Genomic DNA, 15,775 nt, shown 5'->3' with positions numbered 1-15,775 from the left:
CGGTCGAAAGCACCCGTGAGAAGGCCATGGGGGTGTCAGGGTGACGTCGCAGTCGGGTGCACATGGAAGACTTGTCACCATGCTGCGCTGGTTGACCGCCGGGGAGTCACACGGCCCCGAGCTTCTCGCGATCCTGGAAGGACTGCCCGCCGGGGTGGAGGTGACCACCGCCGACCTCGCCGAGGCGCTGCGCCGCCGCCGTCTCGGATACGGCCGCGGGGCGCGGATGAAGTTCGAGCAGGACGAGGTGACGATCTCCGGAGGCGTACGGCACGGCCGTACGCTCGGTTCGCCCGTCGCGATCCGGATCGGTAACACGGAGTGGCCGAAGTGGGAGACCGTGATGGCCGCCGACCCGGTGGACCCGGCGGTGCTCGAGGGCCAGGCGCGCAACGCCCCGCGCTCGCGCCCGCGTCCGGGCCACGCCGACCTCGCCGGAATGCAGAAGTACGGCTTCGACGACGCGCGGCCGGTGCTCGACCGGGCCAGCGCCCGGGAGACCGCCGCGCGGGTGGCGCTCGGCCAGGTCGCCCGTTCCTTCCTCAAGCAGGCCCTCGGCGTCGACATCGTCAGCCACGTCGTGTCCATCGGCGAGGCGAGCGCGCCCCGCGACGTGCTCCCCGGTCCCGGTGACATGGAGGCGGTGGACGCCGACCCGGTGCGCTGCGTCGACCCGGCCGCGAGCGCGGCCATGGTCGCCGAGATCGACAAGGCGCACAAGGACGGCGACACCCTCGGCGGCGTGGTCGAGGTCGTCGCCTACGGCCTGCCGCCGGGCCTCGGCAGCTACACCCACTGGGACCGGCGCCTCGACTCCCGCCTCGCCGGGGCGCTCATGGGCATCCAGGCGATCAAGGGGGTCGCGGTCGGCGACGGCTTCGAGACCGCGCGCCGCCCCGGCTCGCGGGCCCACGACGAGATCGAGAACACCCCCGAGGGCGTGCGCCGGATGACCAACCGGGCCGGCGGCGTCGAGGGCGGCATGACCAACGGCGAGCCGCTGCGGGTCAGCGCCGCGATGAAGCCCATCTCCACGGTGCCCCGCGCCCTCGCAACGATCGACGTGCTGACCGGCGAGCCGGCCAAGGCGCACCATGAGCGCTCGGACGTCTGCGCGGTCCCGGCCGCCGCGATCGTCGCCGAGGCGATGGTGGCGCTGGTGCTGGCGGACGCGGCCGTCGAGAAGTTCGGCGGCGACTCCGTGGAAGAGGTCGCGCGCAACCTGGCGGGCTACCTGTCGTCCCTGGTCATCAAGTAATAGGGTTTGTGATCATGCATTCGGCGTCCCAAGGCCCCGCCGCGGTCCTCATCGGCCCGCCCGGCTCGGGCAAGTCCACGGTCGGGCGGCTCCTCGCGGACCGCCTCGGCCTGCCGTTCCGCGACACCGACGCCGACGTCGAGGCCGTCGCCGGCAAGTCCGTCAGCGACGTGTTCGTGGAGGACGGCGAGGAGCGGTTCCGCGAGCTGGAGGCGCAGGCCGTGCGCGACGCGCTGGAGACGCACCCCGGCGTCCTGTCGCTCGGCGGCGGCGCGATCCTGCACGAGCACACCCAGAAGCTGCTGTCCGGCCACCGGGTGGTGTATCTCCAGGTCGGGCTCGACCAGGCGGTCAAGCGGGTCGGGCTCGCCTCGGCACGGCCGCTGCTGGTGCTGAACCCGCGCAGCCGGCTCAGGCAACTGATGGAGCAGCGCCGCCCGATCTACGAGAGCCTCGCCGCGGTCACCGTCGCCACCGACGGCCGCGAGCCCGAGGACGTGGTGACCGAGATCGAGGCGGCGCTGTGACCGCGACGCGCATCACCGTGCGGGGCGACAGCCCGTACGACGTCGTCGTCGGCAGCGGCGTGCTGCCGGAGCTGCCCGGTCTGCTGGACACGAAGGTGCGCACGGTCGCGGTGATCCACCCCGCCGGGCTGCCCGAGATCACGAGGCCCGTGCGCGAGACGCTCGAGGGTGCCGGGTTCGAGGTCGTCGCCCTGCCCGTGCCGGACGGCGAGGAGGCCAAGAGCGTCCACGTTGCGGCCGAGCTGTGGTCGGCGTTCGGCCGGTACGGCATCACGCGTTCCGACGCGGTCGTCGGCGTCGGCGGCGGGGCGACCACCGACCTGGCCGGGTTCGTGGCCGCGACCTGGCTGCGCGGCGTCCAGGTCGTGCAGGTGCCCACCACGCTGCTGGCCATGGTGGACGCGGCCGTCGGCGGCAAGACCGGCATCAACACGCCCGAGGGCAAGAACCTCGTCGGGTCCTTCCACCCGCCGAAGGGCGTGCTGTGCGACCTGACCACGCTGGCGAGCGTGCCGCGCGAGGACTACGTCGCGGGCCTCGCGGAGATCATCAAGGGCGGGTTCATCGCCGATCCCACGATCCTCATGCTCATCGAGGACGATCCCGCCGCCGCCCGTACCCCCGAGGGCGAGCACACCCGTGAGCTGGTCGAGCGCAAGATCCGGGTGAAGGCCGACGTCGTCGGGGCGGACCTGCGCGAAAGCGGCCTGCGGGAGATCCTCAACTACGGCCACACCCTCGCCCACGCGATCGAGCGGGTCGAGGACTACCGCATCAGGCACGGCGAGGCGGTGGCCATCGGGCTGGTCTACGCCGCCGAGCTGTCCCGGCTGGACGGCCGCGTCGGCCGCGAGGTCGTGGACCGCACGCGCTCAATCCTGGACTCGGTCGGGCTGCCCACCTCCTATCGCGCGGACGCCTGGCCGCGGCTGCGCGAGCACATGCGGGTGGACAAGAAGGCCAGGGGAGCGGTGCTGCGGTTCGTCGTGCTCGACGACATCGCCAAGCCTTCCCGCCTCGAGAACCCGTCAGAGGAGCTGCTCGAAGCCGCCTACCGGGAGGTCGCCCGATGAGGCAGGTGCTCGTGCTGAACGGGCCCAACCTGGGCCGCCTCGGCAGCCGGGAGCCCGACGTCTACGGGGCACAGACCTTCGACGACCTGGCGGCGATGTGCCGCGAGACCGGCCGCGAGCTGGGCCTGTCGGTGGAGGTCAGGCAGACCGACGACGAGGCCGAGCTGGTGAGCTGGATCCACGAGGCGGCCGACAGCAGGACCCCCGTGGTCCTCAACCCCGCCGCCTTCACCCACTACTCCTACGCGTTGCGCGACGCGATCGCGCAGCGTACGGCTCCGCTGGTGGAAGTGCACATCTCCAACCCGAACGCGCGGGAGGAGTTCCGCCACACCTCCGTCGTGGCGGCGGTGGCCACCGGGACGATCGCGGGATTCGGCATGCGGTCGTACGAGCTCGCGCTGCGCGCGATCGCCGACATGGGCGAGTGACGAAAGAAGGGACCATGGGGTACCGGTCGTACGTGGCGGTCGGAGACAGCTTCACCGAGGGGCTCAACGACCCCCTCCCGGACGCGCCCCCGGCGGCGCCGGGGGAGGTGGTCCGCTACCGGGGCTGGGCCGACCGGGTCGCCGAACGGCTCGCCTTACTCGAGCCGGACTTCCGCTACGCCAATTTGGCCGTGCGGGGCAAGCTGATCGACCAGATCGTCGCCGACCAGGTGCCCGTGGCCGTCGACCTGAAGCCCGACCTGATCAGCTTCTGCGCGGGCGGCAACGACCTCATCCGCCCCGGCAGCGACCCCGACCGGATGGCCAAGAAGCTGGCCGCCGCCGTACGCGACCTGCGGGCGACCGGCGCGGACGTCGTGCTGTTCACCGGCACCGACCCCCGGGACACCCCGATCATGCGGAGAGCGCGCGGCAAGTTCGCGATCTTCTACATGCACATCCGCTCGATCGCCGACCTGTACGGCTGCCACCTCGTGGACATGTGGTCGATGCAGGGGCTGCGGGACTGGCGGGCGTGGAGCGGCGACCGGCTGCACATGAACGCCGAGGGCCACCGTCTGGTCGCCGCCCGGGTCCTGCACGTGCTGGGCGTGCCCGGCGAGGACGACTGGCGCAAGACCTGGCCTCCTCGGGACAAGGCGGACCCGAGAGTCAAACGCCGCGAGGACGTGCAGTGGCTCAGGGAGCACTTCGGCCCGTGGATCGGGCGGCGCCTTCGCGGCACGTCCTCCGGCGACGGCCTCGACCCCAAGCGGCCCGAGCTCGGCCCGCTGCCCCCTGCTTCACCGTGACCCTGCTCCTTCACCGTGACCCGGCTCCCTGATGCGGGCCCCGCCCCGCGGTGCCGGCGCCTCACGCCGACGGCTACACCGGCGTGCCGGTCTGTGACGTCGCGCGGCGCAGGCTCCGTGATGTCCAGGGCGGGCAGTCCGGATCAGCTTCGGCCTCCGCGGCGGTCAGCCAGAGGAATTCCTCCACCTCCTCCGCCGAGGCGGCCACGGGCTGGGCGTGAGGCGGCATCTTCGCGCGGAAGACCACGTTGACGACGGGGTCGCCGTCGTCGGTCACGAAGAACCCGCTCTCCACGTAGGAGAGTCCGACTCCCGTGATGTCGACTCCGGCCTCCTCGGCGACCTCACGCCGCGCCGTCTCCTCGAGCACGTCGAGCCCCGCGCCGCCGGCCTCGACCTTGCCGCCCACACCGGCGAGCGTGCCGGGTGCGTGAGCCTCCTGCCTGCCGCGCCGGATGAGCAGCCACCGGCCGTCCCGCTCCAGGAAGATCTCGACGTTCACGACGAAGGCCGGTCGGCCGCCTCGGGTGAGGCACACCGACGTGACAGGGGCGTCAGCGCTCATGCCCGCACTCTACGCGCGGTTCCGCGCCTCACGCCCTGACCGAGGGCGGATGGAGCGGTCCGGCCGCCGCGCACGCGTCGGCGGTGGCGCGAGCTCGGCCGGGTCCGCATGACGTGGCCGGCCACGCCACACCAGCGGCCAGGCCGGCGCGAACGCCGTCTCGGACCGGGGGAGGGTCCTACCCCGGTCCGACGCGCGACGGGCGGACATCGCGCGAAGATCCTGCTTCAGGACCACTGGTGTCGAGGCTCTGACGCGGGATTCGAGAAAGGGAGTGACGATGGCGTGGAAGCGACGGCGCGTGCCCCGGCGCGGACGGGTGTGGCTGCTCGCCGTGCTCGTGGCCCTGCCGATCGCGGCGGGCGCCGTCGTGGCGACGGCCTTCCCTTCGGTCGCCGCCACGGCCTGCCCCGGCTGTTACGGGCTGGAGCGTCTGGCCCCGGATGTCTACGCGGAGCCGGGCCTGTCGCCCGACCGGAGGCGGCAGGTGATCTCCGCGGTGGAGGAGGCGGAGCGGCGCGTCCGCGCCTTCTACGGCGGCAGGCGCACCTCTCCCCGGATCCTCGCCTGCCTCAGCGACCGCTGTTACCGCCGTATCGGCGGCGGAGGGGAGCGGGGCGTCGCGGTGCTGAACCGCGCGGTGATGCTGTCGCCCGCGGGCGTGGATCCGGTCATCGCCTCCCACGAGATGTCGCACGTCGAACTCCACGCCCGGCTGGATTCGGGGGGTGCGGAGGTGCCGCAGTGGTTCGACGAGGGCCTGGCCGTTCTGGTCTCCGGCGACCCCCGGTATCTCGCGCCGGAGACGGCAGCCGACCGCTGCCTGGTGAGCACGGACGCCGCACTGCCGGTGACGCTGGACGCCTGGTTGCGGGCGGCCGGTGCCGACCAGCGCACCTACGCGAGGGCGGCGTGCCGGGTGAGCCGATGGGCCACCGCGAACGGCGGGCCGCACGCCGTGCTCGACCTCGTACGGCGCCTGAACGCGGGGGAGAGGTTCGGCGCGGTCACGAGGATGTGACGCAGCCGGCGCCGCCGGGCCGGCGACCCCGCGTACGGCGGGCTGCCGGTAGAGGTGGCGATCTTCGCCCGGGACGCGCCGCCCGCCCCGCTCCGCTCAGGAGCCGGCGGTGAGACGGCGAAGCGCGTCGCGGACCTTGGCGGGGTCGGTGGTGCGCCAGAAGGGCGGCAGCGAGTTGAGCAGAAACCCGCTGTAACGGGCGGTGGCGAGCCTCGGATCGAGAACGGCGACGACGCCCCGGTCGTCCATCGACCGCAGCAGCCGGCCCGCGCCCTGTGCCAGCAGCAGCGCGGCGTGGGTGGCCGCCACCGCCATGAAGCCGTTGCCCCCCGTGGCGGCGACGTGCCGCTGCCGGGCGGAGGCGAGCGGATCGTCGGGACGCGGGAACGGGATCCTGTCGATGATCACCAGGGTCAGCGAGGGGCCCGGCACGTCGACGCCCTGCCACAGGGACAGCGTGCCGAACAGACAGGTGGCGGCGTCGCCCGCGAACTGCTTGACGAGCTGCGAGGTCGAGTCGTCGCCCTGGCAGAGCAGCGGCACGTCCAGCCGCTCGCGCAGCGCCTCCGTGGCGGCCTTCGCGGCCCGCATCGAGGAGAACAGGCCGAGCGTCCGGCCGCCGGCCGCTTCGATCAGCTCGGCGATCTCGTCGACGTACGCCTCGGGCAGGCCGTCGCGGCCGGGCTGGGGGAGATGCGTGGCCACGTAGAGGATGCCGCGGCGTGGATGGTCGAACGGCGAGCCGACGTCGAGACCGGTCCACTCGCCGGTGCGCAGGCCCCACAGGCGGGCGAGGCTGTCGAACGTGCCGCCCAGCGCGAGCGTGGCGCTGGTGAGGACGACGGTCCGGTCGCCGAACAGCTTGTCGCGCAGCATGCCGCCCACCGACAGCGGCGCCACCCGCAGCGTGGGGGGAATCCTGCCGCGTCCCTCCTCCAGCCAGACCACCTCCGCCCGATGGACCTCCTCGTCCCCGGCGGCGCCCGCCGCGTCCTCGCCGGTCGCGTCTCCGGCGGCCTCGCCCGCGCCGGCCGCCGGGCCGAAGGCGTCGAGCATCCGCTGGGCGGTGTCGTGCACCTCGTCCAGCGCGGTGAAGGCGGCCTTGCGCAACCCGGCGTTCTCCGGGTCGTCCTTGTCCTTGTTGCGCGGCCCGAGGGCGGTGATGCAGGCGAACGCGGCGTCCCGCACCAGCGCGAGCGTCATCCCGAGCGACTGCGGCAGGGTGTCGACGCGCCCGGGCGGAGCGACGGCCAGCAGGGCGCGCAGGTCCTCGCCCGCCTCCTGGAGCCGATCGGCCACCCCCTGCTCGATGAGCCGGCCCGCTCGGCGCACCGCCAGGCCGACCGTGCTCTCCGACAGCTCTCCGGTGACCACCGAGGTCACCCGGTCGACCAGCTCGTGCGCCTCGTCCACCACGACCACGTCGTGCTCGGGCAGGACCGCGAAGTCCTCCATGGCGTCGATCGCCAGCAGCGCGTGGTTGGTCACCACCACGTCGGCCTCGCCCGCGCGCTCCCGGGCGAGCTCGGCGAAGCAGTCGGCCCCGCTGGGGCACCGCTGCGCCCCCAGGCACTCCCGGGCGGTCACCGAGAACTGCCGCCAGGCCTGGTCGCTCACGCCGGGCACGATCTCGTCGCGGTCGCCGGTCTCGGTCTCGTTGGCCCACTCCTGGATGCGCTGCACCATCCGGCCGGTGGCGCTGACCTCGCGCGGGTCGAAGAGCTGGTCGTCCTCGTCCTCGGGCATGCCCGCGGCCATCTTGTGGCGGCACAGATAGTTGCGGCGGCCCTTCAGGATCGCGAACTCGGGGCGGTGCGGCAGCAGGCCCTCCAGCGCGTCGGCCAGCCGGGGCAGGTCGCGGTCCACCAGCTGGCGCTGCAGCGCGATCGTGGCGGTGGACACCACCACGGCCTCGCCTTTCTCCGCCGCGTGCCTGATCGCGGGCACGAGGTAGGCCAGCGACTTGCCGGTGCCGGTGCCGGCCTGCACCGCGAGGTGCTCCTCGCTCTCGACGGCGTCGCGCACCGCCTGTGCCATCTTGACCTGCCCCGGGCGCTCGACGCCCCCCAGTGCGGTCACCGCGGCGGTGAGGAGTTCTTCGACGGGCGGAAGCTCGGGACGGTCCTTGGGCACGGAAGAACGCTACCCGGTGCCACCGACATCCTGTGCGTGTCCGCCCCACCACATCCTGGCGTTCCAGGAACTCCCTCCCGGCACGCGTGGCACACTGGGATGTCAGTGCTCTCAAGGTCAACGGCGATCTACCCAGTGAGGTCTAAAAGGGACGAAACGGAAGTTTCGCGAGGGTTCCCGAGATCGAGTGGACGGAAAAGGGCAGGTAAAGGCACTATGTCTGCCATGTCGGAAGTTGTCCCACTGCCATCGTTCGGCGAGGTGTTCTTCGACGCGCGAGGCCAGGACCGTGTGCTCCGGGTCACGTGGCACGACGGCACGCTGGTGCTGAGCCTGTGGCGGGGCGAGATGTGCACGGCCAGTTTCCGCATGCCCATGAACGACGTGGGACGGCTGATCGACACTCTCGACGATGGTTTCGCCGAGGCGGGCGGCGAGGAGCAGGACGCCGGGACGGGACCGTTCCCCCGGCAGGGGGTGGCGGGCCAGGACGGCCACACCCCCCAGGGGGCGTACCCCGGGCACACGCGGGATCAGGGACAGGACGCCTACGCGACCCAGGTCCACGATCCGTACGCCACGCAGGTCCACGACCCGTACGCGGCCGAATCCCCGGACGCGTACGCGGCGCGGGCCCAGGACGCCTACGCCGTGCCCGACGCGTACGCCGGGCAGCCGGGTGACGGATACGCGGCGCAGGACCCCTTCGGCACGCCCCACCAAGCGGCCCACCAGGCGCCCCGCCAAGCGGCGCAGGTTCCGTACGGTCAGGCCCGGGACGGGTACGCCGCCGACGAGGGCCACGTCACCGCGCCCGACGGCTACGGGCAGGCCCCGGACGGCTACGGCCGTGCCCACGACGGCTACGCGCAGGCTGAGAACGGCTACGGCGCTCGCGACCGCCGTGGGGGCCGCGACGCCGGGTTCCCCGAGCAGCCCGTCCCGTCCGACTACGAGTACCCGGACTATCCGGGCACCGGCCAGTACGCCCGTCCGCCGGTGCCGCCGCCCGCCCCGGCCCCGGAGGCCTACCCCGCGCCCGCCGCGCTCGGCCCCAACGACGTTCTCGTCGCCCGGGGCACGCCCACCCAGGACCGCCTCGTCGCGTCCTCCGCCCAGACCGGCCCGCAACCGGCCTACCCTCCGGCTCCGCAGTCCGCTGCCGCGCCGCCGGCGCCGATGCAGCAGGCAGCGCAGCAGCCCGGGGCGGTCGACCCCAGCGACCCGCTCGGTCTCGGCGCGGTGCGGCCGTACATGAACGAGCCGTACATGAACGAGCCGTACGCGAACGAGCCGCCCGTCGGCGAACCGCCGCTCTACACCACGGGCGAGCGGCTGCGGCCGGACCAGTGGCCGGCCGGCCAGGCCACGGACCCGCACGCCGAGCGCGAGCGCCGCGGGGGACGGCGCGCCGGGCAGCCCCCCGAGGACTCCCCGATCCCGTGGTCGGACGAGGGCGGGGAGAGCTGGGAGGACAGCCGAGGGTGGTGAGCCCCGGTCAGCGGGAGTTCCAGCGGTAAGTAACCTCGTCGTCTGATGGACACATCAACGGCACTGCAGTTCCTCCTGCTCCCGGCCGGCGCCCTCGGCGTCGCCGCCCTGGCCAGATGGCGCGACTGGTCGGCCCCGCTGCTCCTGGTGGTGGCCGGCCTGGCCGCCTCCTACGTGCCCGGGGTCCCCGACTACAGCCTCGACCCCCACATCGTCCTGCTGGTCTTCCTGCCGCCGATGCTCTACTCGGCGGCGCTGGACAGCTCCTACCTGCGGCTGCGCGACGCCGCCAGGCCCGTGGGCCTCCTGGCCGTCGGGCTCGTCCTGGCGACCACCCTGGTGGTCGGCTTCGTCGCGCACGCCATCGTCCCCCAGCTCCCGCTCGCGGCGGCGTTCGCCCTCGGCGCGATCGTCGCCCCTCCCGACGCGGTGTCGGCGGTCGCCATCGGGCGCAGGCTCGGCCTGCCGCGACGCGCGCTGACCATCCTCGTGGGCGAGAGCCTGTTCAACGACGCCACCGCGCTGACCGCCTATCGGGTCGCGGTCGGGGCGATGACCGGCGCCGCCGCCGGACTGCTCGACATCGGCGGGCAGTTCCTCCTGGCCGCCGGTCTCGGTGTGGCGATCGGTCTCGCCATCGCCTACCTCGCGGGGTTCGTGCTGCGGCGGCTCGACGACGCGCTGATCTCCAACGGGGTCTCGCTGCTCGTCCCGTACGCCGCCTACCTCGCGGCCGAGGCCGTGCACGCCTCCGGCGTGATCGCCGTAGTGATCGTCGGCATCTACCTGGGCCACGAGCTCAGCCGGACGACGTACGGCACGCGACTGCTGTCGGGTGCGGTCTGGAAGGTCGCCGACATGGTGCTGGAGTCGATCGTGTTCGCCCTGATCGGCCTGCAGCTGCGCCCGATCATCGCCGGGCTGGACGGCGAGCGGCCGCAGGAGCTGGCGACGTACGCGATCGTGCTGTTCCTGGTGGTCGTCCTCGTGCGGATCGCGTGGGTGCCGCCCAGCACCTACCTGCCGCGGATGCTGTCGAAGCGGGTGCGCGCCCGGGAGCCGAAGACGCCGTCCTGGCAGAACGTGATGCTGACGAGCTGGGCGGGCATGCGCGGGGTGGTGTCGCTGGCCGCGGCCTTCGCCCTGCCCGAGAACTTCCCCCAGCGCAACCTGCTGCTGTTCCTGACGTTCGCGATCGTCGTGGGCACGCTGATCGTCCACGGTCTGTCGTTCCCCTGGCTGATCAGGCGGCTGGGCGTCTCCACCGCCCGGGAGCGGTACGGCGACGACCTCGCGGAGGCGGGCGCCCAGCAGGCCGCCGCGGCCGCGGCCCTGGCGCGGCTGGAGGAGCTCACCACCGACGGCGTGCTGGACGTCCACGAAGAGGTCGTCGAGCAGTTGCGCGCCCGTGCCGAGCGCAAAGCCCTGCACGCCTGGGAGCGGCTCGGCGGCGGCATCGGCCCCGAGGGCGAGGAGACGCCCGCCTCGCTCTACCGGCGGCTGCGCCGCGAGATGCTCGCCGCCGAACGCGAGGTGTTCGTGCGGATGCGCGACGAGCGGCGCATCGACGACGAGGTCCTCCACCGGGTCATGCAGGAACTCGACTTCGAGGAGGCGACGCTCGAACGCGGCTGAGCGGGCCCAGGAGCCGGCGATTCAGGGCCCGGCGTTCAGGGCCCGGCGTTCAGGGCCCGGCGTTCCAGGGCCGGCGTCAAGACACCGCCTGGCCCAGGCGCTGGTCCACGAAGCACCAGCGCCAGTCCTCTCCCGGCTCGAACGAGCGCATCACCGGATGGCCGGTCTCCTTGTAGTGGGCGGTGGCGTGCTTGCCGGGAGAGGAGTCGCAGCAGCCGATGTGACCGCACTCCAGGCACTTGCGCAGGTGGACCCATCGCATGCCGCGCTCCAGGCACTCCTGGCAGCCTTCGGGCGTGAGCGGCGCAGGGTCGGCCGTCACGAGCAGGTGTTCGCAGTTCCCCATGCCGCCGATGCTACGGTGCGCGAGCGGGTGACCGGCGCCCTGCCGGGGGCCCGGGGCCGGGAGCCGGGTACGCCGAACCTTCACAACCTCCCCCTCGGGATCTGCACATCGCTTCCGTAGGTTCGTGGGTCATGACGACGACGGTCGACACGGGCGACTTCACCGCCTGGTTGCGCGACTTCGAGGGTGCGGCGCTGCTGCGGCGCACGTGGGGCGACCCCGACTGGAGCGCGGGAGCACGGCTGGAGCCCGCTCTCGTCCGGAGCCTGCAGCGGTTCCAGGTGGGGGAGGACGGCGACGGCGCCCGCCTCCTGGACAAGGCCCGCCGGGCCCGCGACCCCGTGTACGCGGAGGCGGTCCGCCTGTTCGTGGCCGAAGAGCGCGAGCACGCCCGCCTGCTGGGCCGGCTCCTGGAGGCGGCGGGTGCGGCGACGATCTCAGGCCACTGGACCGACGCCGCCTTCGTCCGGTTGCGGCGGCTCCTCGGACTGCGCACGGAGCTGATGGTCCTGATGCTCGCCGAGGTGGTCGCGCTCGGCTACTACCGGGCCGTGCGCGACGGCGTGCGGGACCTGCTGACGGCGGAGGTCGCGGGCCGGATCCTCGCCGACGAGCTGCGCCACGTGCCCTTCCACCGCGACCGGCTGCGGCGGTCCTTCCGGAGGTCCTCCCGGCTCTCCCGGACGATCGCCGCGGCTCTGTGGTGGTCGCTGCTGGCGGGCGTACTGGCCGTGGTCGCCCTCGATCACGGCGAGGCCCTGCGCGGGGCCGGAGTGTCCAGGACCGCCTTCGCCCGCGAGGTCGCGGGATATTTCCGCGCGGTCGTCGCGGAGGTCATGGCGCGGTGAGGGCGGAGGGGCCTCGGGAGGCGCCCCCCGGCTTCAAAGCCTCGAAGAACTCCCGAATTCGGTACCGCGGCGGGCGGGCGGGGGTTGGGTAGGGTGACCGGCATGCGACTCCTCCCGCTCGCCGCCGCCTGCGCGGCCGCCGTCCTGCTCGTCTCCGGGTGCGCGACCGCGGACAAGGCGCAGACGTGCGCCGAGGCGACGCAGGTGATCAGCCGGACCGTCAGCGAGATCGGCAAGGTCGTGGACGACCCCGCCGCCATGCGCAAGAAGCTCGAGGACGGCGCCTCCGACCTGGAGGACATGGCGAACAAGGCGGCCGACACCACGCTCAGGGAGGCGCTCCAGGACCTCGCCGACAGCCTGCAGAAGCTCGACGTGGACGACGCCGAGGCGGCGGCGGACGCGGCGCGGAAGGTCGCCACCGACGGGGCGCACTACCTGCGCGAGGTCAGCCAGGCCTGCCTCTGATCCCGGCGGCGGTACCGCCCCGGGCGGGGGTCAGCCGGCCAGACGCGCCGGCGTGTCCTGCGGTCCGTCCGGCCGGGCCGCCGCACGCGTTCGTGCCGGTGCGAGCGCCAGCGTGGCCACCACGCCGATCACGGAGATCGCGGCGGCGGCCCAGACGGCTGAGCGCAGGCCGGCGGCGGTGGCGGCGCGCAGAGCCTGCCCGGTGAGCCCGGCGGTGTCGCGGCCGGCCACCGCCACCAGGACGGCCAGGCCGGCGGCGTTGCCCGCCTGCAGGACGGTGGAGGACAGGCCGGAGACCACGCCCTGCTCGTGGGGGGCCACGCCGGTCGAGGCCAGCGTGAACATGGTGGCGAACGACAGGCCCGTGCCCAGGCCGTAACCCACGAGACCGGCCAGCAGGCCGATATAGGACCCGCCGGGCGACAGGAGCGACGCCAGTGCCGCCGTGCCGGCCACGCCCACGCCCAGACTGGCGGCCAGCGTGCCCCGCAGGCCGAGGCGCGGAATCAGCCGCTCGGCGGCCAGATTGCCCGCCGTGATCGCGAGAGTCGGCCCGAGGAAGGCCAGTCCCGACTCGACGGCGTCGTAACCGAGCACGTCCTGGAAATGAAGCGTGAGGAAGTACGGCACGCACTGCAGGGTCAGGCCGTAGACGAGGATGGCCACGGCCCCGGCGCTCGTGTGCCGGTTGGCCAGCAGCCGCGGTGGCAGCAGCGGAATGCGGGTGCGCCTCTCGACGACGAAGAACCCGGCGAGCAGCGCCGCCGCCGCGGCGGCGGAGGCCAGGACGGCGGGGGAGGTCCAGCCCCACTGGGGGCCCTGCGCGACGGCGAACACGAGTCCCGTGACGCCGGCGGTGCCGGTGAGGGCTCCCGGCAGGTCGAACCCGCCCGCCCGCCGCCCGCCGTCGGGTGTCAGGACGGCGAACGCCGCGGCGGCCGCGGCCGCGGCCGCCGGCACGTTCACGAAGAAGACCGCCTCCCAGCCGAACGCGCCGGTGAGCAGGCCGCCGAGCAGCGCCCCGAGGCTCAGCCCGGCCGCGCCGCTCACCGCCCACACGGTCATCGCCCGGGTGCGCGCGGGTCCTTCCGCGAACATGGTGACGACCAGAGAGAGGGTCGCGGGCATCAGCACCGCGCCGCCGAGCCCCTGCAGCGCCCTGGCGCCGATGAGCGGGGCCGGAGACGTGGCCAGCCCGCCCAGCAGCGAGGCGGCGCCGTACAGCAGCAGGCCGGTGACGAACATCCGCCGTCTCCCGAGCAGGTCGGACAGGCGGCCCCCGAGCAGCAGGAAGCCGCCGAAGGGCACGGCGTAGGCGCTCACCACCCACTGCAGCGCGTGCGGGGAGAAGCCCGCGTCACGGGCGATCTGCGGCAGCGCGACGTAGACGATGGTGAAGTCCAGGGCGGTGATCATGCTGCCCAGGCCGAGAAGTACGAGAGGGATCACGGATCGCATGCAGGCAGCCTGGTCGCGGCTCCGAGACCCAGCCAGCCCCGCGTTCTGACTACTCAAAAGTCGCCTAGGCTGGACGATCGTGGATCGAGGTGCCGAGCTGAGCGAGTTCCTCAAGTCCCGCAGGGCGCGGGTGCGACCGGAGGACGTCGGCCTGCCCTACAAGGGCAACGGGACGCGGCGCGTGCGCGGCCTGCGCCGCGAGGAGCTGGCGCTGGCGGCCGGCGTGAGCGTCAGCCACTACACCCGCCTGGAGCAGGGCAACAGCCGGAACGTCTCGGCCGAGGTGCTGGACGCGATCGCGGACGTGTTGCGGCTCACCGGGGACGAGCGCGCCTACCTGCACGCGCTGGCCCGCCCGGCGCATCGGCGTCACGAGGTCGCGCGGGTCCCGATCAGGCCCGGGGTGCGGCGTGTCCTGGACTCGATGGTGCTCACCCCGGCACTCGTCCTCGGACGGCACGCCGACGTGGTCGCCTGGAACACGCTGGCGGCGGCGGTCTTCGCCGACTTCGCCGCGATTCCGGAAGAGCGCAGGACGATCGCCCACCTGATCTTCCTGGACGAGGAGATCAGGCGCATGCACGGCGAGGCATGGCCGCGGCTCGCCCGGGAACACGTGGCCCAGCTCCGCGTCATGGCCGCGCGTCACCCGCAGGACGCGCGGATCATGCAGCACGTCGACACCATCTGCGGGCAGAGCCCCGAGTTCGGGAGGCTGTGGCACGAGCATCACGTGGCCGTGGCGACGCACCGTGACTACGTCCTCGATCACCCGGTCGTGGGCGAGCTGCGGCTGTCCGCCGAGCTCGTCGGTCTCCCCGGCGACCCCGAGCTGCAGGGCATGGACCTGTTCGCGGCGGAGTCCGGGTCGGAGTCGGAGGAGAAACTGCGGCACCTGGCCGCCACCACCACGCGTACGCCGTCCGGCGCCGCGTGACGGAGGTCGGCCCGACGAAATGCAACCCCGACAAATCTAGGGGAAAAGGGGCAGAAATAACGTTCTCGTATGGAAGAGAACGAACCTGACCCCCGCTTCGTCCTCGCCAACGAGCGCACGTTTCTCACCTGGATCAGCACCGCTCTCGCACTGAGCGCCGGCGGCATCGGCATCGCGGTCGTCCCCGAGGGCGTCTTCGTGCCGTGGGTGCGCACTCTGCTCGCCGTCGTGCTCGTGCTCCTGTCCGCCCTGGCGGCGGGATCGGCCTACCCACGCTGGCGGTACATCGACCGGGCGCTCAGGCAGGACCGGGCGCTCCCGCCGCCCGCTCTGGCCCCCATATTCGGGTACGGCGTGGCCGCGGTGGCCGTCCTGGCTCTGATCCTCATCCTCCTGTCGAGGTGACCGCACCCGTGAGCGACGTGCCGAAACCCGGCCTGCACAGCGAGCGGACCCGGCTCGCCTGGGTCCGTACCGCGGTGACGATGTCGGGCACCGGCATGGTGGCGGCGGGGCTCGCCGTGCGCCACGACCTGCCCGGCCTCGCCGTCCCCTTCGCGGCCGCCGCGCTGGCGGGGGCGGTCCTGCTCCTGCGCACCGGGATCCGCCATCGCCGCCTGGAGCGGGCGCTGCGGGGCGGGCACCCGCTCGATCACCGGCTGGACGGGCGCATCGCCTGGGCCGGCGCGCTGGCCGTCGCCGCGGCGGCGCTGGTCCTGGTGCTCGCGCCGGCAGTGGGGACACCCTGACGCCCGCGTGGGCAGGGGAGACC

At 73.3% G+C, this 15,775-nt stretch carries 17 protein-coding genes; 13 read left to right on the top strand and 4 right to left on the bottom strand.

Annotated features, from left to right (window positions below; genetic code table 11):
- Positions 1–79: 79 nt before the first annotated feature.
- Genes aroC through ACQPZZ_RS27260 form a run of 5 tightly spaced genes read left to right on the top strand, consistent with a single transcriptional unit; the run spans position 80 to position 4,101 of the window.
- Complete coding sequence (aroC, locus tag ACQPZZ_RS27280) at positions 80–1,258, top strand: chorismate synthase (RefSeq protein ID WP_363638825.1); 1,179 nt, start codon at positions 80–82, stop codon at positions 1,256–1,258.
- Between the two features lie 14 nt (positions 1,259–1,272).
- Positions 1,273–1,785 carry a shikimate kinase gene (locus ACQPZZ_RS27275; protein WP_432923690.1) on the top strand — a complete coding sequence of 171 codons (513 nt, stop codon included), beginning with the start codon at positions 1,273–1,275 and terminating at the stop codon, positions 1,783–1,785.
- Positions 1,782–2,858 (top strand): 3-dehydroquinate synthase, encoded by a 1,077-nt coding sequence (gene aroB, locus ACQPZZ_RS27270; RefSeq protein ID WP_432923688.1) that lies wholly within the window; start codon positions 1,782–1,784, stop codon positions 2,856–2,858. Before ACQPZZ_RS27275 ends, aroB begins: the two co-directional genes overlap by 4 nt.
- The gene (gene aroQ, locus ACQPZZ_RS27265; RefSeq protein WP_363638831.1) at positions 2,855–3,289 is read left to right on the top strand and encodes a type II 3-dehydroquinate dehydratase; all 435 of its coding nucleotides are present in this window, start codon (positions 2,855–2,857) and stop codon (positions 3,287–3,289) included. Before aroB ends, aroQ begins: the two co-directional genes overlap by 4 nt.
- Before the next feature lie 14 nt (positions 3,290–3,303).
- Positions 3,304–4,101 carry an SGNH/GDSL hydrolase family protein gene (locus ACQPZZ_RS27260; protein ID WP_432923685.1) on the top strand — a complete coding sequence of 266 codons (798 nt, stop codon included), beginning with the start codon at positions 3,304–3,306 and terminating at the stop codon, positions 4,099–4,101.
- Between the two features lie 73 nt (positions 4,102–4,174).
- Here the strand turns inward: ACQPZZ_RS27260 and ACQPZZ_RS27255 are convergent, their stop codons facing one another.
- Positions 4,175–4,666 (bottom strand): NUDIX hydrolase, encoded by a 492-nt coding sequence (locus tag ACQPZZ_RS27255; RefSeq protein WP_432923683.1) that lies wholly within the window; start codon positions 4,664–4,666, stop codon positions 4,175–4,177.
- 280 nt (positions 4,667–4,946) lie between these two features.
- On the opposite strand from ACQPZZ_RS27255, the gene ACQPZZ_RS27250 reads away from it, so the two are divergent.
- Positions 4,947–5,687: a hypothetical protein gene (locus ACQPZZ_RS27250; RefSeq protein ID WP_432923681.1), complete on the top strand. Its 741-nt coding sequence runs from the start codon at positions 4,947–4,949 to the stop codon at positions 5,685–5,687.
- A gap of 96 nt (positions 5,688–5,783) precedes the next feature.
- Here the strand turns inward: ACQPZZ_RS27250 and ACQPZZ_RS27245 are convergent, their stop codons facing one another.
- Positions 5,784–7,820 carry an ATP-dependent DNA helicase gene (locus ACQPZZ_RS27245; RefSeq protein WP_432923679.1) on the bottom strand — a complete coding sequence of 679 codons (2,037 nt, stop codon included), beginning with the start codon at positions 7,818–7,820 and terminating at the stop codon, positions 5,784–5,786.
- A gap of 225 nt (positions 7,821–8,045) precedes the next feature.
- Between ACQPZZ_RS27245 and ACQPZZ_RS27240 the strand changes: the two genes are divergently transcribed.
- Together ACQPZZ_RS27240 and ACQPZZ_RS27235 are read left to right on the top strand one after the other, a co-directional pair.
- Positions 8,046–9,311, top strand: a complete 1,266-nt coding sequence (locus ACQPZZ_RS27240; RefSeq protein WP_432923677.1) for a hypothetical protein — start codon at positions 8,046–8,048, stop codon at positions 9,309–9,311.
- Between the two features lie 45 nt (positions 9,312–9,356).
- Positions 9,357–10,946 carry a Na+/H+ antiporter gene (locus tag ACQPZZ_RS27235; protein WP_432923675.1) on the top strand — a complete coding sequence of 530 codons (1,590 nt, stop codon included), beginning with the start codon at positions 9,357–9,359 and terminating at the stop codon, positions 10,944–10,946.
- Positions 10,947–11,022: 76 nt separating this feature from the next.
- Here ACQPZZ_RS27235 and ACQPZZ_RS27230 read toward each other — a convergent pair whose 3' ends face one another.
- Positions 11,023–11,292, bottom strand: a complete 270-nt coding sequence (locus ACQPZZ_RS27230) for a ubiquitin carboxyl-terminal hydrolase 14 (RefSeq protein ID WP_363638845.1) — start codon at positions 11,290–11,292, stop codon at positions 11,023–11,025.
- A 131-nt stretch (positions 11,293–11,423) separates the two neighbouring features.
- Between ACQPZZ_RS27230 and ACQPZZ_RS27225 the strand changes: the two genes are divergently transcribed.
- Positions 11,424–12,140: a ferritin-like domain-containing protein gene (locus tag ACQPZZ_RS27225; protein WP_432923673.1), complete on the top strand. Its 717-nt coding sequence runs from the start codon at positions 11,424–11,426 to the stop codon at positions 12,138–12,140.
- Between the two features lie 102 nt (positions 12,141–12,242).
- Positions 12,243–12,608 carry a hypothetical protein gene (locus ACQPZZ_RS27220; protein ID WP_432923671.1) on the top strand — a complete coding sequence of 122 codons (366 nt, stop codon included), beginning with the start codon at positions 12,243–12,245 and terminating at the stop codon, positions 12,606–12,608.
- A 30-nt stretch (positions 12,609–12,638) separates the two neighbouring features.
- Here ACQPZZ_RS27220 and ACQPZZ_RS27215 read toward each other — a convergent pair whose 3' ends face one another.
- Positions 12,639–14,066, bottom strand: a complete 1,428-nt coding sequence (locus tag ACQPZZ_RS27215) for an MFS transporter (RefSeq protein ID WP_432923669.1) — start codon at positions 14,064–14,066, stop codon at positions 12,639–12,641.
- Positions 14,067–14,145: 79 nt separating this feature from the next.
- On the opposite strand from ACQPZZ_RS27215, the gene ACQPZZ_RS27210 reads away from it, so the two are divergent.
- The 3 genes from ACQPZZ_RS27210 to ACQPZZ_RS27200 all read left to right on the top strand — a co-directional run bounded on the left by ACQPZZ_RS27210 (position 14,146) and on the right by ACQPZZ_RS27200 (position 15,752).
- Positions 14,146–15,003, top strand: coding sequence for a helix-turn-helix domain-containing protein (locus ACQPZZ_RS27210; protein WP_432923667.1), 858 nt, complete (start codon positions 14,146–14,148; stop codon positions 15,001–15,003).
- A gap of 69 nt (positions 15,004–15,072) precedes the next feature.
- Complete coding sequence (locus tag ACQPZZ_RS27205) at positions 15,073–15,408, top strand: YidH family protein (RefSeq protein WP_363638855.1); 336 nt, start codon at positions 15,073–15,075, stop codon at positions 15,406–15,408.
- 8 nt (positions 15,409–15,416) lie between these two features.
- Positions 15,417–15,752 (top strand): DUF202 domain-containing protein, encoded by a 336-nt coding sequence (locus ACQPZZ_RS27200; RefSeq protein WP_432923665.1) that lies wholly within the window; start codon positions 15,417–15,419, stop codon positions 15,750–15,752.
- The last annotated feature ends 23 nt before the right edge of the window (positions 15,753–15,775 follow it).

This window comes from Microbispora sp. CA-135349, from assembly GCF_050947365.1.
In the GTDB taxonomy this organism is placed as follows: Bacteria; Actinomycetota; Actinomycetes; order Streptosporangiales; family Streptosporangiaceae; genus Microbispora.
The sequence above is the reverse complement of the archived record's forward strand: the minus strand, read 5'-3'. Positions and strand labels throughout refer to the sequence as shown.